Annotated in this window: 20 protein-coding genes and 1 pseudogene; 9 read left to right on the top strand and 12 right to left on the bottom strand. The window is 41.7% G+C overall.

The features are described 5' to 3' along the window. Positions 1–12 precede the first annotated feature (12 nt). Positions 13–930 (top strand): L-lactate dehydrogenase, encoded by a 918-nt coding sequence (locus BQ5321_RS01725; RefSeq protein ID WP_071392900.1) that lies wholly within the window; start codon positions 13–15, stop codon positions 928–930. A 55-nt stretch (positions 931–985) separates the two neighbouring features. Here the strand turns inward: BQ5321_RS01725 and BQ5321_RS01730 are convergent, their stop codons facing one another. Continuing rightward, positions 986–2221, bottom strand: a complete 1236-nt coding sequence (locus BQ5321_RS01730) for an extracellular catalytic domain type 1 short-chain-length polyhydroxyalkanoate depolymerase (protein WP_071392901.1) — start codon at positions 2219–2221, stop codon at positions 986–988. Between the two features lie 453 nt (positions 2222–2674). Between BQ5321_RS01730 and BQ5321_RS01735 the strand changes: the two genes are divergently transcribed. The 3 genes from BQ5321_RS01735 to BQ5321_RS01745 all read left to right on the top strand — a co-directional run bounded on the left by BQ5321_RS01735 (position 2675) and on the right by BQ5321_RS01745 (position 7028). Further along, complete coding sequence (locus BQ5321_RS01735; protein ID WP_084786598.1) at positions 2675–5224, top strand: S-layer homology domain-containing protein; 2550 nt, start codon at positions 2675–2677, stop codon at positions 5222–5224. A gap of 200 nt (positions 5225–5424) precedes the next feature. Further along, a complete protein-coding gene (locus tag BQ5321_RS01740; RefSeq protein WP_071392903.1) occupies positions 5425–5865 on the top strand; it encodes a helix-turn-helix domain-containing protein in 441 nt (146 codons plus the stop codon). Further along, a complete protein-coding gene (locus BQ5321_RS01745) occupies positions 5862–7028 on the top strand; it encodes a macrolide family glycosyltransferase (protein ID WP_071392904.1) in 1167 nt (388 codons plus the stop codon). Before BQ5321_RS01740 ends, BQ5321_RS01745 begins: the two co-directional genes overlap by 4 nt. A 124-nt stretch (positions 7029–7152) precedes the next feature. On the opposite strand, the gene BQ5321_RS01750 is transcribed toward BQ5321_RS01745, so the two are convergent. The 8 genes and pseudogenes from BQ5321_RS01750 to BQ5321_RS01785 all read right to left on the bottom strand — a co-directional run bounded on the left by BQ5321_RS01750 (position 7153) and on the right by BQ5321_RS01785 (position 17173). Continuing rightward, positions 7153–7647, bottom strand: coding sequence for an aromatic-ring-hydroxylating dioxygenase subunit beta (locus BQ5321_RS01750; RefSeq protein ID WP_071392905.1), 495 nt, complete (start codon positions 7645–7647; stop codon positions 7153–7155). 18 nt (positions 7648–7665) lie between these two features. Then, positions 7666–8949 (bottom strand): aromatic ring-hydroxylating oxygenase subunit alpha, encoded by a 1284-nt coding sequence (locus BQ5321_RS01755; protein ID WP_071392906.1) that lies wholly within the window; start codon positions 8947–8949, stop codon positions 7666–7668. Between the two features lie 477 nt (positions 8950–9426). Next, positions 9427–10632, bottom strand: a complete 1206-nt coding sequence (locus BQ5321_RS01760) for a hypothetical protein (protein WP_071392907.1) — start codon at positions 10630–10632, stop codon at positions 9427–9429. Positions 10633–10649: 17 nt separating this feature from the next. Then, positions 10650–11480 carry a hypothetical protein gene (locus BQ5321_RS01765; RefSeq protein ID WP_071392908.1) on the bottom strand — a complete coding sequence of 277 codons (831 nt, stop codon included), beginning with the start codon at positions 11478–11480 and terminating at the stop codon, positions 10650–10652. After that, a complete protein-coding gene (locus BQ5321_RS01770; RefSeq protein ID WP_071392909.1) occupies positions 11477–12166 on the bottom strand; it encodes an ABC transporter ATP-binding protein in 690 nt (229 codons plus the stop codon). Before BQ5321_RS01770 ends, BQ5321_RS01765 begins: the two co-directional genes overlap by 4 nt. A 13-nt stretch (positions 12167–12179) precedes the next feature. Then, complete coding sequence (locus tag BQ5321_RS01775) at positions 12180–12554, bottom strand: GntR family transcriptional regulator (protein WP_071392910.1); 375 nt, start codon at positions 12552–12554, stop codon at positions 12180–12182. Positions 12555–12864: 310 nt separating this feature from the next. Next, a pseudogene (locus BQ5321_RS01780) lies at positions 12865–14400 on the bottom strand (response regulator); the annotation flags it as partial. A 25-nt stretch (positions 14401–14425) separates the two neighbouring features. Then, on the bottom strand, positions 14426–17173 hold the full coding sequence (locus tag BQ5321_RS01785) for a hybrid sensor histidine kinase/response regulator (protein WP_071392912.1): 2748 nt from the start codon (positions 17171–17173) through the stop codon (positions 14426–14428). A 235-nt stretch (positions 17174–17408) separates the two neighbouring features. On the opposite strand from BQ5321_RS01785, the gene BQ5321_RS23920 reads away from it, so the two are divergent. Then, the gene (locus tag BQ5321_RS23920; protein ID WP_071392913.1) at positions 17409–18149 is read left to right on the top strand and encodes a hypothetical protein; all 741 of its coding nucleotides are present in this window, start codon (positions 17409–17411) and stop codon (positions 18147–18149) included. A 212-nt stretch (positions 18150–18361) separates the two neighbouring features. Beyond that, positions 18362–18592 carry a glutaredoxin family protein gene (locus BQ5321_RS01800; protein WP_071392915.1) on the top strand — a complete coding sequence of 77 codons (231 nt, stop codon included), beginning with the start codon at positions 18362–18364 and terminating at the stop codon, positions 18590–18592. 108 nt (positions 18593–18700) lie between these two features. Here BQ5321_RS01800 and BQ5321_RS01805 read toward each other — a convergent pair whose 3' ends face one another. Next, on the bottom strand, positions 18701–19921 hold the full coding sequence (locus BQ5321_RS01805) for a hemolysin family protein (protein WP_071392916.1): 1221 nt from the start codon (positions 19919–19921) through the stop codon (positions 18701–18703). 540 nt (positions 19922–20461) lie between these two features. Here BQ5321_RS01805 and brnQ point away from each other — a divergent pair. Next, positions 20462–21805, top strand: a complete 1344-nt coding sequence (brnQ, locus tag BQ5321_RS01810) for a branched-chain amino acid transport system II carrier protein (protein WP_315970070.1) — start codon at positions 20462–20464, stop codon at positions 21803–21805. Between the two features lie 87 nt (positions 21806–21892). Here brnQ and BQ5321_RS01815 read toward each other — a convergent pair whose 3' ends face one another. Beyond that, on the bottom strand, positions 21893–22912 hold the full coding sequence (locus BQ5321_RS01815) for an ornithine cyclodeaminase family protein (RefSeq protein WP_071392917.1): 1020 nt from the start codon (positions 22910–22912) through the stop codon (positions 21893–21895). A gap of 430 nt (positions 22913–23342) precedes the next feature. Here BQ5321_RS01815 and BQ5321_RS01820 point away from each other — a divergent pair, with 430 nt between their 5' ends. Further along, the gene (locus BQ5321_RS01820) at positions 23343–23828 is read left to right on the top strand and encodes a nitroreductase family protein (RefSeq protein ID WP_071392918.1); all 486 of its coding nucleotides are present in this window, start codon (positions 23343–23345) and stop codon (positions 23826–23828) included. Between the two features lie 94 nt (positions 23829–23922). Here the strand turns inward: BQ5321_RS01820 and glsA are convergent, their stop codons facing one another. Beyond that, complete coding sequence (glsA, locus tag BQ5321_RS01825; protein ID WP_071392919.1) at positions 23923–24852, bottom strand: glutaminase A; 930 nt, start codon at positions 24850–24852, stop codon at positions 23923–23925. A gap of 423 nt (positions 24853–25275) precedes the next feature. Here glsA and BQ5321_RS01830 point away from each other — a divergent pair, with 423 nt between their 5' ends. Continuing rightward, the gene (locus BQ5321_RS01830; RefSeq protein ID WP_071392920.1) at positions 25276–25950 is read left to right on the top strand and encodes a metal-dependent hydrolase; all 675 of its coding nucleotides are present in this window, start codon (positions 25276–25278) and stop codon (positions 25948–25950) included. The last annotated feature ends 62 nt before the right edge of the window (positions 25951–26012 follow it).

Consider the following 26012-nt stretch of genomic DNA (forward strand, 5'->3'; position numbering starts at 1 on the left):
GTGTACTGAAGTATGAAAAAAAATAAAATTGTTGTAATCGGTGTTGGGGCTGTGGGATCTACTACGGCCTATACGCTGCTTTTGAGGCACCGAATGGATGAGCTAGTTCTGATTGATGCCAATGTGGATAAAGCGATTGGCGATGCATTGGATATGAATCATGGAATGCCATTTATTGAACGGTCGAAGGTGTGGGCAGGCTCCTATAAAGACTGTGAGGATGCCGATATTATCATTATTACGGCAGGCTCTGCACAGAGACCAGGAGAGTCCCGGGTCGAGCTGCTGAAGCGGAATGTTGGCATTTATGACAGCATCATCAGTGAGGTCCTTAAGTATAATAACGATGGAATTCTACTCATTGCCTCGAACCCTGTAGATATTATGAGTTATTTTTCCTGGAAAAAATCCGGCTGGCCAGTGGAACGAATTATCGGGTCAGGCACATTATTGGATAGTGCCCGATTCCGCTACCTGATTGGACAAAATTTAAATATTGACCCTCGCAGTGTTCATGCCCATATTGTGGGGGAGCACGGTGACTCAGAGGTCCCTTTGTGGAGTCTTGCCAATGTTGCTGGTTCTGAACTAAAGCTGGCGGAGAACACAAAAGAATATATTTTCACGAACACAAGGGATGCAGCCTATCAGATTATTAATACAAAAGGGTCTACCTATTATGCCATCGCCTTAGCGCTTGATCGGATTTGCACCGCGATTCTGAAGGATGAAGGGGCCGTGCTGAATATCTCCACACTGCTGACAGATTATCATGGCATTTCTGATGTTTACCTCGGTGTCCCGTCCATCGTCGACCGCTCCGGCGTCCGCGAAGTACTGTCATTAGACCTCACAGCCGAAGAAGAAGAACTTCTACAGCGCTCAGCCAATAAAATGAAGGAACTGATTACCTCGATTGAAACGGCATGATGTGGTGCCAGGCACCTCCAAGTTTGCAGGTGCCTGGCACCTAACCTAGTGCGTGTCACCTTTTCTTTAGCATGGTCAGGAGCTTTTTGAAAAAGTTCTTTTTAGTCTTTTCGTCTCCTGCATTCCCGTGATGCCGATTTGTTAGTTCAACGGGGAGTTTTTCTGAAGCGTCTAGGGGTAATTCGGCTGTTGTTTCTATGGTGATTTGGTCCTGTGGATGGTCAGTAGATAGTTGTTGCTCCGTTTCCGGCAGCTGTACAGGTGCTTCAGCTTGAGATGAAATTGGGGGCTGCCGTAATTCATAGGATGTTAGTGCAGTGACAGCTTCCTGTGACTCCATTTGGTTTTTATTCGGCTGTTGTTGAGATTGACTGAAAAACTTCCATATCATTTCGGAAGCATTCGGACCAAAGGGGTCTGTGTAAGAGCCGTTAGGACTGCCACCGGACCAAGCATGACCCAGTTGCTCAATCGTCCAAAGCTCTAATCGTGGCTCGTCATCCCCATCATGATAGACATGCTGGGTATAGCTGTTTCCATTTATAATCCCTGATTTTACCCTTGCAGGAACAATATTCGCATGGCCTTCCCCGCCATCTATCAGGAAATGGGTTTGTGCCCATTGGGTAATCACCTGCAGCCCGTTAATTGGATGGACGGTTGTATCACAGGTCCCGTGGAATACAATCACGGGCATTTTCTTCTTGAAATCTCCCATCTCTTGAAACGCACGGTTCCCACATTCATAGGGATCAGCTACACCGTTCTCCATGGCTTTCTTCGCTTTCTCCGCTCTTGGGTCGCTTAGAATTGATACATTGGCAGCACTATAGGCAAGTCCTGAACAAATGGCGATTCCGTTAAAAACATCTGGATAGGTCACACCGAGAATACAGGCCATTGACCCGCCTGCCGACAAGCCCGCAGCGTACACTCTAACGGAATCAATCCTATATGTACGTCCTACCTCCAGAATCATCCCATAAATAAGCTTCGGATGTCCCTCCCCGCGGTGCTGATTTTTATCCAAAAACCAATTCCAGCAGCCAAATGGGTTATACGCGGAAGGTTCTCTTGGATCTAAATGATGATTCATATCCGGATAAAGGACAAGAAAAGCTTCCTTTTCGGCAAGCTCGTTCATTCTTGTCCCTGCAGCGAAATCATCTGGGTTTTGTCCACAGCCATGCAGCATCACCAGCAATGGAAGTTCTTGATCTCCATGATAAATACTAGGGATATACAGCTTATAATTAAAATTTTCATAGACAAAATCAAGAAACTCTCCCAATTCACAATCCCTCCGTTTTATCAGCTATTATTCATTCTATTCCGGAAGAGGCTAAAAAATGAAGCACAGTTGAAGTTGTCAGCGTGGTTACATTAAAGAAATACACCCACTTCATCATCGAATCTCTCATTATTCAGTTAGGATTAACTGTAAAAATATTATATCATCACAGACACTAGTAAACTTCAAAACGGGTAAGCTCCATTCTACATGATGATGCATGAAAAATGTCCCTAGTTGCTTTCAAATTTCATATTCAGAAACTTCTAAATCGGCAAATGAGTCAGAAGTATTGTGCGAATATTGGCTAAGATATAACATTATTCTTTGGTATAGGTGTTTTGCATTATTTTATCGTCTATTTTCCATGTCTTTGGTATGTGTGTTTGAAAATAGAGAGGAGTATCTGTCCTATTCATAGGAAATCTGTATAGAAAGGAATGGAAGAAGATTATGTTATTGCAAGCAAGGGGATATCGATTGCTATTATCAGTCGTTGCTGCTATTTTGCTAGTAGCGATGGTACTAGAGAGGCCGGTGGATGCAGCAACCTCATTTACGGATGTTTCTGCTAGATACACAGAAGCGGTCGATTATTTGGTAGATTATGAAATTACTCAAGGGTATAGTGAAACGGAATTTGGTACGGAGCACACGATTAATCGGATTGATGCTGCAATTTTGTTAGCAAAAGCGTTGAAATTACCCCTTACAAGCGGGGAAAAATCAGGCTTCACCGATGTTCCTGAACGGGGGGAGCCCTCTATTGCAGCCTTGCGTGGTGCTGGGATTGTAAATGGAAAAACGGAAACGACCTTTGCAGCCTATGACAGCATCACTCGTGGAGAAATGGCATTAATACTAGCAAGGGGCTTTCAACTAAAAGCTTCTGAGAGTATTCGTCTCCCTTTTACCGATGTTACGGAGCTTTATGAAAAAGCAGTAGCAGCCTTAATGGAGCATCATGTTACACAGGGTAAAACATCGACTACTTTTGGAACCCGGGACCATTTAACCCGCGGGGAGTTTGCCCTTTTTCTTCATCGAATTTCAAAAATAGAGCAGGATTTTTCAATGAATGACCTGCAAAATTCGATACAGTCTATTGATTCCTTTAACCAGGATTATTTCACTGCTAGCAGCTGGTCTCATCTAAAGGATGCACTGAAAGCCGCTGAGCAGGTAATAGAAAATGGAAAGGCCGCGCAAGAGGATATCCATCAAGCGACAAAAAGCTTGCTAGATTCCATAAAGGCCCTCGAGCTGAAACCCATTCACTATTCTATTAAAAATGGATCAGAGCCATTTGAGGCTGTCTTTCATTTTTCAAAATCGATTGGTCAGAGTGTGAGTGGCACAGAAGGTAATGGAAGTGCAGTATTATCAGATAAGGGAACGGTGTTGACTCTTACCTCTACGACTGGTGCGGGTGATCATGTAGCTTTTACTCTCAATTTGGGTGGTAAGAAGGTGAAGGTAGATGCAACATGGGATGGAACACTGTGGGAGATTACCACAGACCCTGCTCATGTGTTTAAAAATATTTCGGATGGACAGGTTATCAAGGGCTTAGAGGTGTTAGATGAGGGATTGAAGGATGGAAGCATTCCAGTTGAAAAGCTTCTGACGAATCCTGATTTGCTACGCTTAACTTTTTTACCTGATAGCGGGCTACTGGCTGGTGATATCGTAAAGGTTGAAGGGGATTCAGATACAATCCTTACCCATACATTAACTGGGGAAGACATTGACAAAGGGTTTGTTGAATTTGGAATAGGTATAGAGAATGTAAAGATGTTTGCTAGTGGTGAGACTATAGATGTCGTTGCAGCTGTTGAAAGGGATGCTTCCATTATCGGGAGTGCAAAGGTGTCGCTTCAGCTTCCTATTTTTCCGCTTGGAAAACCGCAAATAGACCAAGCGCAAAATACAGCAGCCCAGCTTCCTTCTATTTTGAAAGGCACAGCAGCATTAAAGGTTGATTTAATGACAGAAGGCCTGGAGAGACTCTATCCAGACAGCGTGCTGAAGCTGACGATTCAGCAGGATAGCAGCACGGAGATAATGACCAAGACTGTTACACAAAGGGATATTAATAAAGGTTATCTGGAAGTTTATTTTAATGACAGCGAGTTAGATTTTGTAATTGGAAGTAAGGTTACCTTTACTCCTGCACTATCCTACGAATCCCTCGCATCAGCTGGTGATTCTGTCACCTATGAATTAACAGGCAGTTTATTTGGTGATCTGTTAAAAATAGATCTTTTGGATAGAGGGTTAAAGGACGGTACGATTTCGCTCAATAAGCTACTTAGTGATACAGGTCTATTACGTGCAACGCTGCTTAATAAAAATCTCGCAGCAGGCAGTGTTGTCAAAGTGGCGTACAACAATATGAATCTTTTATCACATAAACTAACCTCTCAGGATATAACTCGCGGCTATATTGATTTTGGTATAAACAGGGATATATTAAATACGTTAAAGGGCGGGGAAACGCTGAATCTTGTGGGAACGGTGGAGAAGGGCGGCAGCATCCTTGGCAGTGTAGCTCAAGCCATTAAGCTTCCAGTCTTTCCGCTCGTTGACCCCGTAATTGATATGGGGAAAAATGCACTCGGCGATTTATCCTATATCTTCTCTGGGAAAGTTCCGCTGCAGATCGATATCACGGCAAATGGATTAGAGCGGATAGAACCAGGCTTCGAGCTAAAGCTACAGGTAAAAAGCATGAGTAAAATCGAAACAGACATAATCATCATCACGCAAGAGGATATTGATAAAGGCTATGTGGAGTATTATTTTTCAGATTCTAATATCATTCAGCGGTTATTAAGTGGAATTACAACTGGCAGGACGATTACGATTACCCCAGGGCTATCAGATGGAATTAACACTACAGAAGGCGAGACAGCCACCTATACCGTAACAAAAGGCTTATTATCCAGCCTCGGGAATTTACTAGGCAGCCTGCTCGGCGGTTTGCTTGATTTTCTGTTGTAGGAAGCACGGGGGGCGGGGGACTGTCTGTATACACCAGTTAGAATCTAACTAGATATTTATTAACCCAAATAAACCCAGGCCTTCCAATAAGGAGCCGCTTCAATAATAAATGCCACTATTATTAACAAGAATTGTAGCGGATTGTTGATGGATTTTAACCTTTGTCTTTTATATAGTTAGCTATATAGGAGATGAACAATATGATTGGTATGAATATTCGAATTTTGCGTAAACGGAATAAAATGAGCCAGGAGCTTTTAGCTGAGAAGGTAAATGTGTCACGGCAGACCATTGCGAAGTGGGAGAATGAAGAAGCATTGCCTGATATACAAAAGTGCCAGTTATTAGCGGATATATTTCATGTCAGCTTAGATCAATTATCCCGTGATATGAGTGAGGAGGAGGCCAAGCAGATTGGGCCACCGGGAAAGCAGTTTTTTGGTGTGGTAAAGGTAGGTGAGCGGGGACAGATTGTGATTCCGAAGCAGGCTCGGGAGCTGTATGGGATTAAGGCAGGCGATAAGCTGGTTGTGTTAGGTGATGATACAACAAAAGGAATGGCGATTCTAAAGACAGATGGTTTCCTTGAATTTGCTGAAATGATCCGTATAGCAGAGAAGGCAGAGGAGGAATCAGGTTGAAGAAAATAGTATTCTTTTCAATTCCAGCCCACGGACATACGAATCCAACCATCCCAGTCGTGGCCGAGCTCGTGAAGAGGGGCCATGAGGTTTGGTACTACTCCTTTAAGGAATTCCAAGAGAAAATTGAAGACGCTGGAGCCAAATTCATCCCCTGTGATGAGTACCTTCCGCCGGTTACCCAACAGGAATTGGAACGTAAGGTTGGCAAGGATTTTGCGGCGTTGATTGAAATGGTTGTCGATACGACGATTGCCTTAGATGATAAGGTTTGTACAGAATTACAAGCCTTTCAGCCTGATTGCATTGTCTCGGATTCTGTTTGCTTTTGGGGAAAGTTATTTGCAAGGAAATTAGGAATCCCCTATATCTGCTCGACGACAACCTTTGCCTTTAATCAGCACACGGCAAAGCTCATGAAACCTCGTCTAAAGGAAATGCTCCGAATGATTACCGGTATACCACGAATTAATAAAAAAATGAAGCTGCTCCGCAAGCAGGGCTATGAAGTCGAAAATTTTATCTCGATTATCCAAAATGATAATGAGACGAATACGATTGTCTATACATCAAAGGACTTCCAACCCTTGTCTGAGACCTTTTCCGACCGCTATGCCTTTGTTGGTCCTTCCATTCGGCAGTCGTCTGACATTCATGAGAAAGAAGCGAAGAGAAAACTCATCTATATTTCACTAGGGACAGTCCTTAATCAGAACAAGCATTTTTATCAAAATAGTCTCACGGCATTTGCGGAAAGTGACTTTGATGTTGTCATGTCGGTAGGTGAAAAAACAGACATTTCCTCGCTCGGACCAATACCGGAGAATTTTATAGTAAAAAAATACGTGGACCAGCTTGCCGTCCTGCAAAAAGCAGATGTATTCATTACCCATTGTGGGATGAATAGTGTGAACGAAAGTCTGTATTTTGGCGTTCCGATGGTTCTATTTCCGCTTCATAGTGAAGAGGGGATGGTAGCAAATCGGGTTGCTGAGCTTCGCGCCGGAATCAAACTAAAAGGAAGCAAGCCAAAGGATTTACGCAGTGCAGTTGCTGAGGTTCTCGCTGATCAGACCTATAGGAAAAATGCCCAGAAGCTGTCAGAAAGCTTCCGTCAAGCAGGTGGTGCGGTGGAAGCAGCTCAGTTTATTTTGAGTTTATAAGAGAAATAGGCTAATGGGGAAAGTGGCCAAATTTTAAACAGCAAGGAGAGCCCTCATACGAAAGGCTCTCCTGAAATTTATAATGGGGAAACGATATTAAGGTCTTTTATCAATAGCGATTAGATTATAGGATGATACTGATACGTGAATGTGGTCTTAATGCTTCTAAGTCTAGTACCGCTTTGCGGTCTTGAATTTTTAGTTGACCTTCTTGGTTCACAAAGGTGTAGTGGTATTTTCCGACATACGTATCTGTGAAGCCATATCTCATACGGTAGACAAGGAAGTTAGCTGTGACTTGTAATTGGCCGTCTGCGTCGTATTGAATTTGCACATTTGAAATAAATCTTCTTGTGCGTGAACGTGGATTTTCAGCGTGAGCCCATTTGTCAGATAGACGTTTGACACGTGCCGTTAATCGGTGATAGTTATCAGCAATTAAGAATAAACTGTTTTTGCTGTCACCATCAGGATTGTCAGTTGTTGGAACAGAGTATGTTCCATCCTCTGTGAATAGCTGTAACCATTCGTCTAATTTCCACTCATCCAGTAAATCAGCTTCTTTATATAAAAATTGCTCAATTTCTCTTTCAGTGATTTTTTCGTTAACGATACTCATGATTTTCCCTCCCTAAAATTATGCGTTAGTCTCTTGGACCGCTTTTTCTTCGGCTTTCATTAATTGATCATATTTTCTCCAGAATGCTCTCATTTGCTTTTCATCTGTTGTTGGAGAAACCTCTCTGTGCATTCCTCTTGAAATATCAGACCATTTAACTTGGTTTACTGTGTTCTTGAATCCAAGCTGTGCTGTTTCTAATGATTCGATATCATCTGGAGTCGCGAAACCACCAGGTCCTAAGAATGTTAAGAAGTTGTCTAATCTCAATTCCTTTTCAGCCTTATCTTCATCAGCAGGTCCTAATGCCCAAGCATTGACTTCCATGTAGTCAGGGCTTACAGGATCCCAAGTACGAATCGTTACAGATACGATGTCGTTGATGATTAGGTTAGGGAAAATCCATACGTTTCTGCTTACATCGGCAATCATACGAGCTTTATCTTCGCCAAAACGCTCGACAAGCTCTTCGCGTTTTTTCGCAATGCGGGCTTTCTTTTCGTCATCCCAGTTAACTTGTGCTTTAGCAATCGGACGACCCCAAGGAGCTTCGTATTCCATTACGGCATGGCCGCCTTCAAGCGCTTTTCCTTGACCGTAAAGTCCTTTAGAAATATCTTGTCCTTCCTCAGCGATGAAATCAAGATAGGTTTTATGGTTATAGCCAACATGGTAACCATCGATACTGTTTTCTCCTAATAGTTTCCAGTTTGCTCGAATAGCATACTTTTGTGTTCCAGGTAATACTTCCATGCCTGCAACGGATTGATCTGCGACATAATCTAAATATTCCTTTGCTCCGCCTAAGTATTCTTCTAGGCTGATCGCATTGTCATCAAAGTTACAGAATACAAATCCTTTGTAGCTTTCGTTTCTTACACGGTGTAGGTCTAGTGATTTTTTATTGAAGTTTTGAGCGTAGCCATCTTTTTCTAATGGTACACCAACAAGCTCTCCAGAGTTTTTAAATGACCAAGCGTGGTACGTACATAAGAAGGTTTTGCAGTTTCCGTTTTCGCCACGGCAAACAAGTGAACCTCGGTGTGTACAGGTGTTTAATAATACGCGAACCTGACCCTCCGCATCTCTTGTGAAAATAATGGGCTTGCCGGCAACTGTTCTTGTGTGGAAGTCGCCATTGTTTTTGATTTCAGATTCATGTCCAACATAAATCCAGCATTTCTCAAAAATGTTTGCGCGCTCTTGTTCAAAAATCTCTTGGTCGACAAAGGTTTTACGGTTAACCAAAAATTGGTTTTCTGCCTTATTGTCGATGATAAATGTAGTAGTTTCTTTTCCCATTACAGATTCCCCTTTACTAATTTAATAGAAACCCTTCGTCTAGCGTCCCTCTACACGTCAATAAATGGTTCCGAAAGCTCTTACATCAAATCCCCCCCAGGATAAAATGCAAAAATAAATATTCTCATGGAAGCGAAGGGACGAATCCACCGTCACATTCGAAATCGCTTACATTTCTAATCTATAAAGAAAACCCCCCAGTCTCTTTACAAATTAAATATGTGCTTATTCGAATATTTGAATATTACTAGCCTTCGTATATAATATTAACAATTTTCCAAAATATTTGTCTAATAGAAAAAATTTGGAGTAAATGGGCGAAATCAAAAAAAAAAGCTGGAATTGAGGGAGAGAAGCAGATGAGACTTCGCTTTTTATAGCTAAATTGAGGGAGAGAAGCAGGTGAGACTTCACTTTTTAAAGCTAAAATGAAGAAATCCCTGAAGCGTACATACGCTGCAGGGATTTGTAAACTGTTCACTCAATATCGTGAAAATAGAGCTGGTATTCTTCCGAATCCTTTTCCTGATTTTGTACTTTTAGTTTTCCTTCGTATAGGATGCCGCCAGTTTCCAGGTCTCCTATTAGGAGGGTGTGGTCATGACCGGTTGCATATAGTGTGTATAGTTTCCCATCCATGATTTCTATATATGGCCGGCTTTTGCCATCTGTATCCTCTGGTAAATCAAACGTCCATTTGGCTGTCCATTCTGCCTTTTTGATATCATAGACATGGACGTTCAGGCCATCGGCCGTAAGATCGTGTACATAGATGCTCGATTGAAAAATCGAATAGGCATCCGATTCGAGACCTTCTTCGGGAAAGGTTAGTTTTTCTAGCTGATTCTGCTGGATATTATAAATATATACCTCTTGCTTGACCAATTTCTCTACACCGTCATAGGACATTCCATCGCTATACTTCTCTACATTTTCAGCTTCAAACGTATTCACCATCATGAGATGATAGTCTTGCGGCTGGATTGAGTTATCATCAGTGAGCAATCTTGCTTCTACCCAGCTGTTTTCGTTTGCATGTGAAGCCGTAATGGTGTCATCGCTCACTAGCTTCTTTGTCTTCAGGTTAAAGGTATAGACGAATAAAGCCTCGTCGCCTTCCTTCCCAAAGCCCCGGGTAAATACCTTTAAGGTATTCTTTATGACTTGGACATCCGCGACATGCATCCAGCTGTATTTTTCCATGCCAGGTACATCAGACTCAATGGTGATTGTTTCTTCCGTTTTCTTATTTAAAACCTCAATGTCGAAAGTGGAATGTGAGGATGTATCATTAAAATTCCCCTTCACTGCGGCATAAGCAAGAATGTTTTCGTCCTCGTAATAGTGACTAGGTGAAAAATCCTTGCCACGCATAAAGCTTTTGTGCTCCTTGATTAGGTTTCGAATAAGCGGAGCATATCGTGCAGGTGTCAATTGGTACAGGAACGATTTCTGATTCGGTTGAATCGTTTCCTCGCTAGTGATTTGCAGTCCCTGATATAGGTTTCCAACGGTATATTCTCCGTATAAAAGAAGATCCTTTACCTCGTTCTCATCGCCCTTCACTTTTTCAAATTGAATTTGAATCTGGTTCTGATTGGCGAAGCTGGATTGGATATAAAAAGCACCAATCACGATAATCGATAGGAAACAAAGAAAGATGATTTTCCAATATCGCTTCATAATTTTCTGACCTCCTATCAAACCCTTACTTTATTCTTTAATAAATAGTGACCAATCCATATTGCACCGGCCAAAACAATCAAGCCTGTGACAAGCTCCATGAAAAACAACTCCATTGGATAAAAGTAGTTTTTTAATATAAAAGTATCCGTTAACAGCGGTGCTAAAAAGATGAATAGGGAAACCGCACAATAGAGAATCCCATAGAAGATTCCTTTGATGCGATACGAGCGTTCAAATAAAATCGCGGTAAACACGATAAACAAGGCTGTCATTCCGCCGCCATAATAAAGAATAAATTCCATAAAGGAAGGTGGAAAAAGCATCGTTAAATAATCAATATTTGTGATGCTGTTAAAGGAAAGCAGCGTTAGGAATTCATTCGGAATCAACCCTTTCAGCATCTGGTTCTCGAGTGGCAGCAAGAGGAGCTGAACGGACAACAGTCCGATTATGAACAGGAAGATGACGGCAGCCTTTGCCAGGTAAATATTTAAACGAGATGTCGGCAGCATGAATAGGCGGTAGGCAAAGGTGTTTTTTCCAAACCAATCACGATACCAAATAAAGAAAACGTACATCAAAAGCGCTGCAATGCTTAGGGCAATCGGTGCCATAAACCAAAAGGAGTGGACAATTTGAATGAACGAAAAGGTTCCATAAATGTCAATAAACTGTTCCTTTGGCATAAGGTCCTTGTAAATGGATTCATTTAGCTGGCCTACATAGGATTTCGACTCGGCCACAACACCAATCATTTGTAAAAGGATTGTCATTCCTATTAAAACAAAATATAGCTTGAAAAATCGTTGAAATTCAAAATGGACTAGCTTTAAAAACCGGTTCATCCTCTATACACCTCTCTCATGACATCAACGACCGATTTGCCCTCCTGCTCCCGGACTTCCTCGGTATTGAATTCCTTTAGAACCACGCCGTTATCAATGAGGACGGCTTTATCAATTAGATGCTCGATGTCATTAATTTCATGCGTTGTAATAATCACACCACGGTCCTCAATGAGATGACTCGTAAAGACCTCGGCAATTTGCTCACGGCTGAAAATATCGATGCCTGAAAAGGGCTCATCCATTAGGATATAATCAACATCAAGCGAGAGACCCAACATCAAATTGACCTTGGCGGTATTTCCCTTTGACAGCTCAGAAATTCGGTCATTTTCATTTAGACGGAAAAATTGGAGCAGCTCATTGGCACGGAGCTGATTCCAGCCTCCGTAGAAGTCCTCCATAAATAGAAAAGCGTCACGTATTTTCATGGACGGAGGCATCGTGATGGTGTCCGGGATAAAGGTTATTTTTTCATAGCTTTCTTTGCGGATTTTCCCACCATCAATGAGGATCTCACCGCTATCGAATGGGGTAAGAGCCATGATGGCTTTCATTATTGTCGTTTTTCCTACACCATTGATTCCGATTAAACAGGTAATCTCACCCTTTTCGGCTGTGAAGGAAACGCCGTTCAATACGGTCTTTCTGCCAAACTTTTTCTTTACATTTTTCAGTTCTATCACGGAAATTCCCTCCCTATTGCTTCGGTTCCTTTTCATACTGATTCTTGACGAGGTTCAAGACCTCCGGTAAGGGGACATTAATCGAGCGAACGGAATGGATGAATGTATCCACCGCTTCTAATATCAGTTCCTCCCGAACCCTTGTCAGCAGCTGCTCATCCCTTGTAATCCGACTTGGCATATTTCCTTCTGTAAAAATCAATCCTTCTTCCTCCATTTCCTTGTACGCCCGCTGCGCCGTATTTGGATTAATCTTTAGTTGATTCGCCAGCTCTCGTCGTGATGGAATCTCCTGACCAGGTTCATAGCTACCTTTTGCGATTTGCTCTTTAAAATGGCGAATGACTTGCACATATACAGGATCTCGATTATTAAACTTTGCTTCCATAGACCCAACTCCTAAAATGTTCATCTTGTGTACTAAGTGGTTAATATAGTAAAAGCAAAAAAAGAATGCCTCTCCGTTGGTGTATTAGGAGATTAATACACAAAAGGTAAAAAAACAGCACTGGACACAACCCCAGCACATTGAGTGTATTAAGAGTTTAATACACTTCTATGCAATGTATTATATGCTTAATACACTGCATATGTCAATGGGGAGGAGATTTAATCCATTGTCAGAGCCAAAATAAAGAACTCCCGGCGGCCATGAAGGCTCTGCTTGGAGTTCTTTATTTTAAGTTTCTCTGGCTTGATTAAGAGGAGATCCGATTTTTCCCTGTGTTAATTGATTGAAACCTTACCAAAAAGGTGGTGCCGTTTTCGTTTGTATCGATATCTATTTTGGCGTTGTGACGGGTGGCGATGGCGTAGCAAATGCCAAGGCCAAGTCCTGTTCCGTTATCCTTCGTTGAGAAGAAGGGGGTACCTAGCTTTTCCAATACCTCTGGTTTTATTCCTTTTCCCTGGTCCTGAACGGCCAGTACGACTTGGTTCTCTTCCATATAGGTGCGAATGGTCAAAGCCTTCCCAGGATCCATCGCTTCTAAGCCGTTTCGATAGAGATTTAGTATTAATTGCCGGATTTCATTTGCGTTCAATTGCAAACTAGGAATCTCGGATGTTTTAATGATAATCTCCTTATTTTGGTTATTTGCATTTGCCTGAAGCAGTGGGCTAAGATCAAGGATAATGGAATTTAAATCCAGTTCCTCCAAATGGGTGGTCTTGATCGTTCCCATCGAGAGAAATTCAGTAATAATATTATTCGCACGGTCCAGCTCTTCCATCATGAGCGTAAAGTATTCCTGATAAGGCTGGCAGTCCTCCTTTTCACTTAAAAACTGTAAAAAGCCGCGAACAGTCGTCATCGGATTACGAATTTCATGGCTAATACCGGCAGCCATTTGCCCGATTAGCTTCAGACCCGATAACCGCTTCATTTCCTTTTCATACTTTTTCTTTTCCGTTATATCCTTAAAGAAGCAACAAATACCGTCGTCAAATGGATAGACATGAACAGAGAACCAGGAATCGTCATGTGTGGAGGGTGTTTCGAAATGGATTGTGATTCTCTCCTTCATCGCTCGATGAAATTCCTTGTAAAGCTCCGTGTTGACGGCATTTGGGAACACATCCCAAACGCTTTTTCCTAGTATCTCATGGGCGGATTGACCTTCTGGAAATACATGATGCTTGTTAACGTACACATAGCGCCAATTTTGGTCCATGGCAGCGAAGCCGTCTGTTACACTATCCACGATATTACTGATTTTCTCATTTGCGGCGGCAAGCTCCTTTGTTCGCTCCCGGACCGTTCTTTCCAGCAGGTTATGGTGTTCAAGCAGCTTCTTTGTTAACAGGTCTTTTTCCTTTTCAAGCCTTTTTCGCGCCTCTAGAACAGTTTCTAGCTCATGATTCCGCTTGGCTAATTCGTCCTTAGACTGTTTCAATGAAATATGGGTACGGACTCTCGAGGTCAGTTCCTTTCGATTAAAAGGCTTCGTGATATAATCAACGGCACCCAGCTCAAAGCCTTTTATAATGTCCTCCGGCTCACTTTTGACAGTTAAAAAAATGACAGGGATATCTTGATATTTTGCATCCGCTTTGATCGTCCTGCACACCTCATAGCCGTCTATCTCAGGCATTTCTACATCTAGTAAAATAAGCACAGGTGTGTTTTCTTCAAGAAATTGATACACTTCATGTGCATTCTGGGCAATGCCAAGCTCGTATCCGCATTCCGCTATGATGGTGGCCAGCAATTTAATATTATTCGGGTTATCATCAACGATTAAGACTAATTCATTCCCTCTATTTTCCATATGTTTGATCCTTTGCTAGTATTTTTTCAATCCTTTTTAAGGTTTTCTTAATGTGAGTAATATCGTAGCATTCTGCATGACTCATGAGCTCTTTTCCTGCGGAGGTAAGGACCTCTAACTGGTGTTTTTCCCCTAATGAGCTAAGCAGCTGTGCAAGATTTTTAACCGTGCCGATAATAACAGATGTTTGTAATTTTTTTAACAACGGATTCAATTGCTCTCTTAGCTCCGCAGGCATTTCAGGTGCGATATGATCCTGTCTGTATGGTATTTCCTTAAGCTCCGCTACAGGCTCTGGATGATCGGCTGCTTTCTCCTGGATAAATGGAGAAATATGACCAAACAGCTGGGTGATGGTGACAGGCTTCATAAGATAGCCGTCAAAGACATGATCTTCCGGAATATCCGCACTAATGGCGATAATCGGAATATGTGCGGTACGTGGATTCTTCCGCAGCTTCACCGTGAGTTCCGCACCATCTAGAACGGGCATCACTAAATCAGTCAAGATTAAATCAGGCGTTTCATACTCGCATATTTTAAGAGCTTCAAAGCCATTTTCAGCCAGCAGAACTCGAATTCCTGCACTTGAAAGGTATTCTTTTAGCAAAAAGCGGTTATTCTCGATATCATCAACGACAAGAATAGTCGTATCTTTATACTGTTTTTTCAGAGTGTAGGGACTGGTTGTCTCCTCCGGTAGCAGTATATGCTCTACAATTACAACATTGGTAAATTTGATATGAAATACACTTCCTTTACCAACCTCACTTTCAATGGAAAGACTACCATTCATTAGCTCGATTAGCTTTTTCGTAATGGAAAGTCCGAGACCGGTACCGCCATATTTCTTAATGCTTTGCTTGGATATTTGCGTGAAGGCTTCGAAAATTCTTTTCTTTTCTTCTGCGGGAATTCCAATCCCCGTATCCTGAACGGAAAGCTGTAGGTCGAAAAGCCTATTAATGCTCCTTTCTGTAGGCGTGGCCTTTATGGATAGCTTCACAAAGCCATGGTCTGTAAACTTTACGGCATTTCCAACAAGATTTAAGAGAATCTGTCGAATTCTTACCTCATCAAACAGGATGGTTTCAGGAAAATCAGCTGGCAAATCGATGATTAAACGGATTCCTTTTTCATGGACCTTTTGCATGAAAATCGTTTCAATTTCGTTCACAATCGTCTGAAGCTTGATTGGTTTTTGCTGTACCTCCATTTTGCCGGCCTCAATCTTCGAAAGGTCAAGAATGTCGTTAATAATTAAGAGCAGGCTGTTCCCGGCGCTGTTAATGGTTTTGATATAGTTTTGCTGCTGTTCATCTTTAATTGTATTATGAAGAAGATCGCTTAACCCGATGACTGCATGCAGCGGCGTTCGGATTTCGTGACTCATATTGGCTAAAAATTCACTTTTCGCCTTATTGGCTTTGTCTGCCTCTATTTTGGCCATTTGTAATTCCAGGTTTGCTTGTTCAATCGCGGTCGTCCGCTCTTTAACCTTTTCTTCTAGGTGATTGATATATTTATATAATTGACCTGCCATGTTATTAAACACGCGAGTCAGCTTGCCAATCTCATCGTTTTTATAGATTTTGGCTCGGTGTAAAAGGTCCCCCTGTGAGAAGATTTCAGCAGACTCTATTAGGTTGTGAATGGGTTTTAGGATCACATCGGTTACTTTTTTATAGATAACCATCGATAAAAGCATGGCTATGATCGATAAACCGATGGCTGTTTTAATATTTTTATTAATTTGAGAGGTTAATTGATAATCAGGAATCGAGGTAATGATGAGCCAATCCACTCCATCGTGCTGATATTCGGTTAGCTTGATATGAAGATTCCCGTCGTCTGTTTTTTTTATCATTTTGGTTTTATTTGTCTTTGTGTAATTTTCATAGGCCTCGAGAATGGCTTGGTCATCAAGACTTTCAATGGATATTCGTTTATAGCTGCCATCGGAAAGGCTTTGAAAGGATTGGATATCCTGTGAATTGGCTATCAATTCTCCCGTGCCTTTTTCAATCACATAGGCAGTTGCCGCTCGATCGGCAACAACCTCCTTCAAAAAGTCATTTAAGCTGGAAAGGGTGATACGTGTCCCGAGTACACCTTGAAATTCCCCATCCTGATTATAAATTGGAAACGTAGAGCTAAGGACAAGATCGTCCTTAATAAAATGCTTATATAGTGGAGAAAATATCGGTTTTCCAGCCTCCTTAGTCATTTTGAACCAAGGACGTGTACGGGGGTCAAACTCACCGAAGTCTTCTATGAACTCTCCTTCCTTCAAGTCTTCTGTAACGGAATAATAGAGAGAATGTCCATTTGTTTCAGGAGTGCTTCGATAGATTTGAATGTCTCCATTTTCATTTCGACGGGCGCCATAATGCTCACCATTATCTAAGCCATAGCTAATACTGTAGATATTCTCGTTACTGGATTTGAGAATACTGGCAAAAAATGCATCTCGTTCCTCTGCCTGATTCATGTCGACAATTCCATTTTCAATAATATTGTGATTCATGGCATTCATTGTATAGGGAATGTGCATCAGCTCTTCAATCTTCGTTTGAATATCTCTGCTTGAAGCATTTTCCATTTTTAAAATAATACTTTCAGTCGATTCCTTCCAACTAGTAAAAATAATATAACCTATAGTCAGAAGCGTACCTATCATCAAGATGATAAAGGATATACTTATCATTCCTCTGATAGAGCCTGTTTTTTTTTCCATTTCTGAATTTCCCCAATCCCGAGACTTGTATAAATTTTTACTAGAAATACTATTCTAATTATTATGTCGAAAATAGTAAATTCTTGCAAGAGTGAAGTGTGAATCAAGTGTTGGATCCGTATACGTACTTTCATGTGGTGTACTAGTCGCTGTTTTGGTAAAATAACGAAGAAAACATTAAGAAAAGTGAGATATATCGTTGATTTCATGTAAACATGTAAATGGGGGAATGCGTATGAAATCAGGAATACAGTTTAAAAGTAAGGGCTTTTGTTTGAATCTGACAGTGATAATATTTCTGATTGGGTTGATGGGGATCAATGGTTGGACTATACAAGTAAATGCAGAGGATGCACCCCCGATAGTAGCCGATGAGGTAGAAACCCCACCAGCACCAGAGCCTACTCCGGAACCAACACCAGAACCAGATCCAGCTCCAACACCAGAACCGGAGCCAACGCCAGAACCGGAGCCAACGCCAGAACCGGAGCCAACGCCAGCACCAGCTCCAACGCCAGTACCAGATCCAAAGCCGACACCAACACCGCAACCAGATCCAGCACCACAACCAAAGCCAACACCAGATCCAGCCCCTAAACCTGAGTCTACACCTAAAACAGAGTCAGGTGGCAATCAAGCACCAGCCATAAAGCCAGAATCAAAATCACAGCCAAAGTCGGAAAAAACAGCACCTGAGGTAAAGGGTCAGGCACGTGATAACACAAATGCTAATGATGAAGAAGAGCAAACAGAGCCAGCAGCTCCAAATGAGTTCGAGAGTGTTGATCTTTCTGAGGTTTTTCCTGATAAGGATCGAAAATCAAGTGAGGATGATCATGAAAAGAAAACATTACAAGACAAGACCTCACAGGCTAATCCTGAACCATTCAAAAAGCAGCAGATAGTCTTTTATTGTATTGCCGGTATCTTACTAGCCGGAATTTTAGTATGGCTGATTAGAAAGAGATGGTTTTAGAAGCCAGCGGAGCGGTGGAACAAAATAGCAGCTTGTTCGTGTTAGCTGTAGCGGGGAATGATTACATTGGTTTAGCCATGCTTCGGAGATTAAAAGCCTCCTTTTATCATGATAATAATATTGCTCCTGAAAGGGTCACAGCGTTTCCGTTGACAGCTATGACTAGGTTGCTCTAAAATACTAGTAGGGGTATATTTAAGGAGGCATTTAAAATGAATGAAATTATTGTTTACTCAACTAATACTTGTCCGTATTGCACAATGATGAAACAATTCCTTGATTCGCAAGGTCTAACCTACAAAGAAGTAAATGTGCAGACAGATCCCATTGCAGCCCAAAGGCTTGTTAAGGAAACAGGGCAAATGGGGGTACCGCAGACAAAGGTAAATGGGCACTGGGTGCTCGGCTTTGACCCAGAATCACTGATGCAGTATGTAGAATAGGGGAAGCGGTGCTAAGCTTTTTTAGTGATTGAGAATAAAAGAAGCACGAGGCCTGTCCTGCTCTTCTAAGAAGAGTATGAACGGTCCACGTGCTTTTTTAACGGCTATTTATTTAATGATTTGTACCTTTTTAATGGCTCTATTGTCAACTTCTAGTATTTTGAAGGTGAGGTTTTCGCGTTCGATGATGTCACCTGCCTTTGGGAAATCCTTGAATTCCTTAAGGAGGTAGCCAGCGAGAACATCCTCTTCCTCAGGAATTTCGGTATAGAAAATCGTGTTAAGACGATGAAGCATTATTTTTCCATTACAAATAATCTCGGTGTCCGTCAGTTTTTCAACAAGGGCGTCGCTATTTGAATCGGTTTCATCCTCAATTTCAAATCCAAGCATGGCCTCAATCACATCTTCATGCGTAATAATTCCCTCTGTACCACCATATTCCTCTAATACAATAGCCATATGCTTTTTTTCCTTTGTCATTTTATTTAAGACCCATTCGATTGAATGGAATTCATAAACAAACAACGGATTGGTATCACTGAATTCCTCCAGTGTCTTATCAGGCTCATTTGACCACATTAACAGGTTTCTTGAGTGGAAGATAGCGACAATATCATCAATATTCTCCCGATATACAGGATATCTCGTGAATTGGTTTTGCATCACGATATCCCGTACCTCATCAAACGTTGCCGTGCAGGGAAGGGCAATAATGGAAACCCGCGGTGTTTTCATGGCGTCCTTTACATCTAATTCGTAAAAGTCCAGAACTCCCTTAATCCGGTGGGATTCTGCCTTATTGAATGCCCCTTCAACATCAGCAATATCCACCATTGTCCGAAGCTCTTCCTTTGAGATGGATACATCGTTAGGCTGGTCCTTGGATAAGGCGCTTGTAATCATTCCGGTAAGCCAATTAAGGATTGAGGTGATTGGCTTAAAAACAATTACAAAGAAACGAATCGCAGGATAAACAAGAAACGCAATTCGGTTTGGAAAGGCTGCCGCAACCGATTTCGGGATGACCTCCGAAAAAATAATAATCACAATCGTTAAAATCGCAGATGCAATACCTACGTTGAATCCATATTGAATCGCAAGTGTTGTGACGAGTGTTGGAAGCAGGATATTAGCAATATTATTCCCGATTAGTATCGTGGTAATAAATTCACTTGGTTTTGATACTAAATCTAATAGCTTTTCTGCTTTTTTATCGTCGTTGCTCGCCATTGTTTGCAGTCGCATCTTGTTCGTTGCTGTCAAAGCGGTTTCACTTCCGGAAAAGAAAAACGAAACAAATAATAACAAAATGATCGCGATGATCACAAAACATTTCCTCCTTGACTATGTGAAAGATAAGAATAGTATGCATGAACTTTATAGTGATTTCAACTTTGGTGTGACTACAGCGTTCTTGCAGGGTTCATAGCCCGTAAATATTTTGGTGATAAAGTTATTGTGAGATAATTAACTCCATTCAGCATTCATCCTCCACTTCTACAAGTGGGGGATGAATGCAAATGGTTCTTCGATTCAATGGAGGTTCAAACCCCGGCTGAATGAAGTTAAGCCTCCGGCGGATGTCACGGATTTTTTAAAGGTAATTTATCGAGCAGCTCGATAAAAATCCGGACGCAAATTCGACGGGCGAATTTGATAAAGGTAATTTATTCAAGTCCGATAACAAATGAATGTAAATGGCCGAATTTGAGTGCAGTTATCCATGTCTAAATCGAGAAGTGTCCGTATAGAAAAGGAAACTTCTACTAATTTCGTGAAATATATTGGTAGTTTTAATTAATGAATATTAAATTATAGAGAAATTTGATACAATAAATCATATTTTAATATAGTAAAATAGTTGGGGTGAATGGGTTGAATAAATTAACCAATCGAGACGTTATGTTTGTTGGCTTTATGCTATTCTCGATGTTGTTTGGAGCAGGAAATTTAATTTTTCCAGCTTATTTAGGACAGGCTGCTGGTGAAAATGTCTGGCAGGCGGTGGTAGGCTTTATTATTTCAGACGCAGGTCTGGCCGTCCTTGCGATTATTGCGATTGCTAAGTCAGGGACATTAGATCAACTAGTCAATCGTGTGCATCCACTGTTTGCCTTGCTTTTCCCTATGGCCATTTATCTTTCTATCGGTCCAGGGCTAGCGATTCCGCGTGCAGGCAGTCTTGCATATGAAATGGGCGTAAAGCCATTTTTACCTGCTTCAATAGAAGCTTCACCAATAGGACTATTGGTTTATACAATTGTATTTTTCAGCATAGTCTTTTGGTTTGCCAAATCGCCATCAAAATTGGTCGAGCGTTTTGGAAAAATTTTAACCCCTTCTTTATTAGCCTTAATCATTATTGTCTTTATCAAAGCCTTATTCACGGATTTGCCTGATTTTAAAGCGGCAGCCGTTAACTATCAAACGATTCCGCTCGCAAAGGGCTTTCTTGATGGCTACCAAACAATGGATGCGCTTGGAGCGTTGATATACGGAATTGTCTTTGCTGGTATTTTTAAAAGGAAAAAGATTAGCCATCCATCCTTGCAGGTGAAATATTTAATCCAATTTGGCTTGATCTGTGGTTTGCTGTTAACAATCTGCTACGTTATTATAGCCTACTTAGGTGCTTCTGCAGCCATACCGGGTACGGTTGAGAATGGGGCTGTCGTCTTAAGTACGGTACTCTATCAATTATTCGGACCGTTTGGAACGATTGTGTTGGGCTTAATTTTTACATTGGCAAGCTTGAGTGTATGTATTGGCTTAATCACCTCCTGCGCTCAATATTTTTCTGGTATTTTTCCGAAAATCTCGTATCAACAGTGGGCTGTTCTATTATGTGCCATCAGCGGCTTTGTGGCCAATCTCGGCTTGGCGCAAATATTAAAAATATCCGTTCCAATCCTTGGCTTATTGTATCCAATGGCCATAACGTTAATTATCCTAGCCATGGTACATGAGCGCTTACCATTTCGCGGGCGCCCTGTATATGCCATGAGCATTGGGGTCGTTGGTTTGTTTAGTCTGATGGAAATGGTGAATACGACGTTTTTACATGGCGCTTTATCAGCAATGCTATCCAATGTACCACTGCAAACGATGGGCTTTGGCTGGGTGCTCCCAGGCTTACTCGCCTTCGCAATCGGCAGCCTGCTAGAAAAAATGCAGGTGAAAGAGGAGTTCGTTGATAAGAGGGCTGCGTAGTAAGGAAATCGTGTAAAAATAGATGAAGAGAATTTGAGAGGTTCCGCGATACAATTTGGCGGGACCTCTTTTTAATAGAATAGGTGATTAAGCCATTATAGCTGGGCGTGGAGTCTCTGCTTCGCCCCATTTTAGTCCGATTTCTTTTTCAACTGCACGGTCATAAATGGTTTTCGCTGTGACGAGGTCCTGGGTACCGATGCCGACCGTTTCAAATACAATGATTTCGTCCTCGTTTTCGCGGCCGACAATTTTGCCTAATAGAAGGTCACCAAGGTCGCCGGTGAAATCCTCCTCGGTAATGGTACCGTCAGCAAGCGGAATTAATATATCGCCAGATTCAGAGAGTACGGCTTCCTTTGAATCAAAGTAGATTTTGCTGGCTCTCGTTAAAATGACCGGATCCATTTCCTGCATATGAGGCTGGTAAGCACCTACACAGCTTACGGTTGCTCCTGCTTTTACCTTATTGCCGTCAAATACGGGTAGGCAGGAAGGGGTTACGGTTACAATGAGGTCAGCATCTTCAATTGCTTCATCAGAGGATCCGACAGCAACAATTCTTGCTCCATAAGAGGATAATTCCTCCTGCATGCTCCTTGCGAACTCCTTCGTACGTTCAATATTTAAGTCATAAACCCGTATCTCCTCCAGCGCTCTTGCTGCCAGCATCGCCTCTAGCTGTGTTGCCGCCTGACCGCCAGTACCAATTAAGGCTCCGATTCGGGCATCCTGTCTTGCCAGCACATCGAAGGCGGCACCAGTTGCTGCCCCTGTTCTAAGCTGCGTTACATATGTACCATCTAAGACAGCCTCGACCACTCCTGTTGAACCATTAATCAATAGAACCTGGGCCGGTGCTGAAGGGATACCTTGATCAATGTTATTTGGAAAAATATTAATGATTTTTAAGGCGGCAATATCTAAATCCTCTACATAGGAGGGCATAAACAAAAACACGCCTTCATGCTTTGGTGCGGGAATTTTTGTACGAAGTGGAACCTCACTTTTGCCCTGTGAATGAAGGATAAATGCCTGCTTATCCGCATCAATGGCGTCCCTCATCGTGAATACCTTTTGTATATCTTCTTTTGATAAAAGTAGCATTGCTGTCTCTCCCTTACAGTGATGTACAAAGCCTGTTACCTATCTTGTATACCATTTCACAAATAAAACAATAGTCCTCTTGCTAACTATTGTATTCCTAAATATGGATGATTCCCATAGAACAAACACACCTAACTATGACAAATTTGCGGCGAAGCCCCCCAATGAGGTGCCACGTTAAAGCGATGGGGGACAGTCCCCCAATGAAGTGCTGCGTTAAAGCGGTGGGGGACTGTCCCCCGATAAGGTAATGCATTAAAGTAATGGGATGTAGCTAGTGTTGCTAATAGTCAGACAATTGGTTTGACTTTTGGTATACGATTGTATACAGTATTAATAATATATGTATACAGTTAAGTGCCGGAAGTTCTTCTAGAGTATGGCGCTAATGCTATTGGAGAGAGCATACATAAAAGGGGGAATAATGAGCATGGAAATCCTAGATATTATTCATTCACGACGAAATATTAAGAGCTTTAAATCAAATCCTATCTCAATGGAGCAAATCAACAAATGGCTGGAGGCTGGTACGATGGCTCCTAATCATCGTCTGACAGAGCCATGGGAGGTTTATGTTGTTGGTGCAGAGACAAGAGAGAAGCTGAACCACAAAACGAACTTCTGGAATGCACCAATAGTGCTGGCTGTTTTATCTAAGCAGGGTGCGACAGAGGTTGAAACGTATGAAAATATTCTTGCTACAGCCTGCTTTGTGCAAAATTTCAATCTTGCTGCGTGGGCAGAGGGGGTCGGCACCTTCTGGTCATCGATGGGGAATAATCAGCAAAAACGTGATATTCTAGGAATTCCAGACGGCTATGATGTGATTGGAGTCTTTGGTGTCGGTTACCCGGAGGAAATCAGTCAGCCGAAAGAGAGAAAGCCGATTCAAGAGAAAATAAAAATTCTTCCATAATAACAGCAAAGGGGCAGCAAATGAGAAAACTAATAGCTGTCCCTGTACGTATTTGTATTCTGTCATGTGAGTGTCCATAGCTCGATACTCAATATCAAAACATACTCAAGCTATAATTCCTCGATAACTGCTCCAAAAATTTAATTCCCGCAATACTGTTCCCCTTCTCATCCAAAGCGGGTCCGAACACACCAATGCCAAACTTTCTTGGGACAGCCCCCATAATCCCTCCTGATACGCCGCTTTTAGCCGGAATGCCAATTTTAATCGCAAACTCACCGGAGGCATTATACATACCGCAGGTAACCATAAAAGTTTTACAAATCCGAGCAACATCCTTTGGAATGACCTGTGCCTTGCTATCTGGATCCACACCATCCATAGCAAAAACTAAGCCTATTCTCGCTAGATCAAGGCAATTCATTTCAATCGCACATTGCTTTGTATATAAATCGAGCAGCTGCTCTACATCCTCCTTAATAATTCCGTGCTCCTTTAAAAAATAGCATAAGGCACGGTTAAGGAAGGCTGTCTCAAATTCTGATTGGGCCACCTCCTGACAATAACCAATATCAGGATTACCAGCCATCGTCTGAATAAACTTCAGCAGCCGCTGCAGTCGCTCGGCCACATTGCTTCCTATTATTAAATGAGTCACTGCCAGCGCCCCAGCGTTAATCATCGGGTTCAGCGGCTTAGCAACATCCATCGTTTCCAGCTTGGCAATCGAATTAAACGGATCACCTGTCGGCTCCATTCCCACATGGTGAAATACATGTTCATAGCCTCGATCCATGAGCACTAACGCTAGGCTGATGACCTTTGAAATACTTTGCAACGTTATCTTTCGTTCAATATCACCGGCAGATAAGCAGGTTCCATCAGGATAGTGAATCGCAACCGCTAAATCACCGGGATTCGCCTTCCCAAGGGCAGGAATATAATCCGCCACCTTCCCATCCTTTGCCACCTTCCGCGCCTCATTCACGAGTTCTAGTAACTCATCATTTGATTGACAATACATTTTCATCACCCTCCGTAGTATTAGCTAACTGCATCCGTTTATCCGATGGTTGTGGTTGATTCATCTGTGAAAAAAGTAGGGTATTTCCATTCGTATCCTGACATTGATAGAATTATGATCAGGATTATCTAGGAACAAAGGATAAGTGGCTGTTGATTGAATGATGTGGCTTCAAAGGTGCTCGCATTTCGGCGCTTATTTTTTCGTGTTTAGAAAAAACATCTTCATGGAAGGTGAGAGAAACCAAATAAGCAGGTGGAAGTTGGTGTTAGCCAAATTCACCCTTAATATGTTATAATAAAAATAGAACAAATGTTCCTTGTTAATGAGATGCTAGCGATAATAGCTTAATAAAAATCCGCATGCCAATTCGAAGGTGAATAGGATCTAACTACAGATGAACATACATAAAGGGGTAATCATGTGAAAGGACAAACGCATTTGGCAATTGGTCTTGGTATTGGAGTGATGGCTTCATTTAATCAACCCGCTGTCTCTATACCAATTCTTTTAATTACATCAGGGGTAGCTTCACTGGCTGCTGATTTGGATGGGAATAATCTATTAAATAAACGAATTACGAAAACAGCAAAGCTTTTTAAAGAATTTGGTTTCATCATCGCCTTGGCTTTGATAATACTTTCGGTAGTTTCTCTATTTTTTGATGGAAACGTCCTTCCTTTTTTAAATGAAAAATGGTTTACGCTTCAGAACAAGCTCATTTTGTTGGTTCTAGGAGCAGTCATATTCAGTTTTTCTCTACGTAAGCTGGAAACGGTCAAAAATATTTTTATGAGTTTTATAGGCTTGGCTTTAATCTATTATGGTGCAGAAAATGAGATTTGGTGGCTCGTGATGCTTGCCATTTATATAGGTGGAGCGGGTTGGTTTCCGCATCGGGGTCTAACACACACCATATGGGCCCTAATGTATTGGATTTACCTGTCCTATTTATTAGAGACAAGTACGGGTGTTAAAGGGTTAATGCTAGTTTCCTCAATATCATATCTTTCCCATATTGCAGGAGATATGCTGACGAAAAGAGGAGTGAAATTTCTTGCACCTATCTCTAATAAAGTATTTCGGTTTAGAGCGTAGATAACTCTTTAAAGGGCTACCTACTATCAAGTTTTACTATTGTACTACTACAAATTTGTAAA

It is taken from the genome of Bacillus tuaregi (assembly GCF_900104575.1).
GTDB lineage: Bacteria > Bacillota > Bacilli > Bacillales > Cytobacillaceae > Bacillus_BD > Bacillus_BD tuaregi.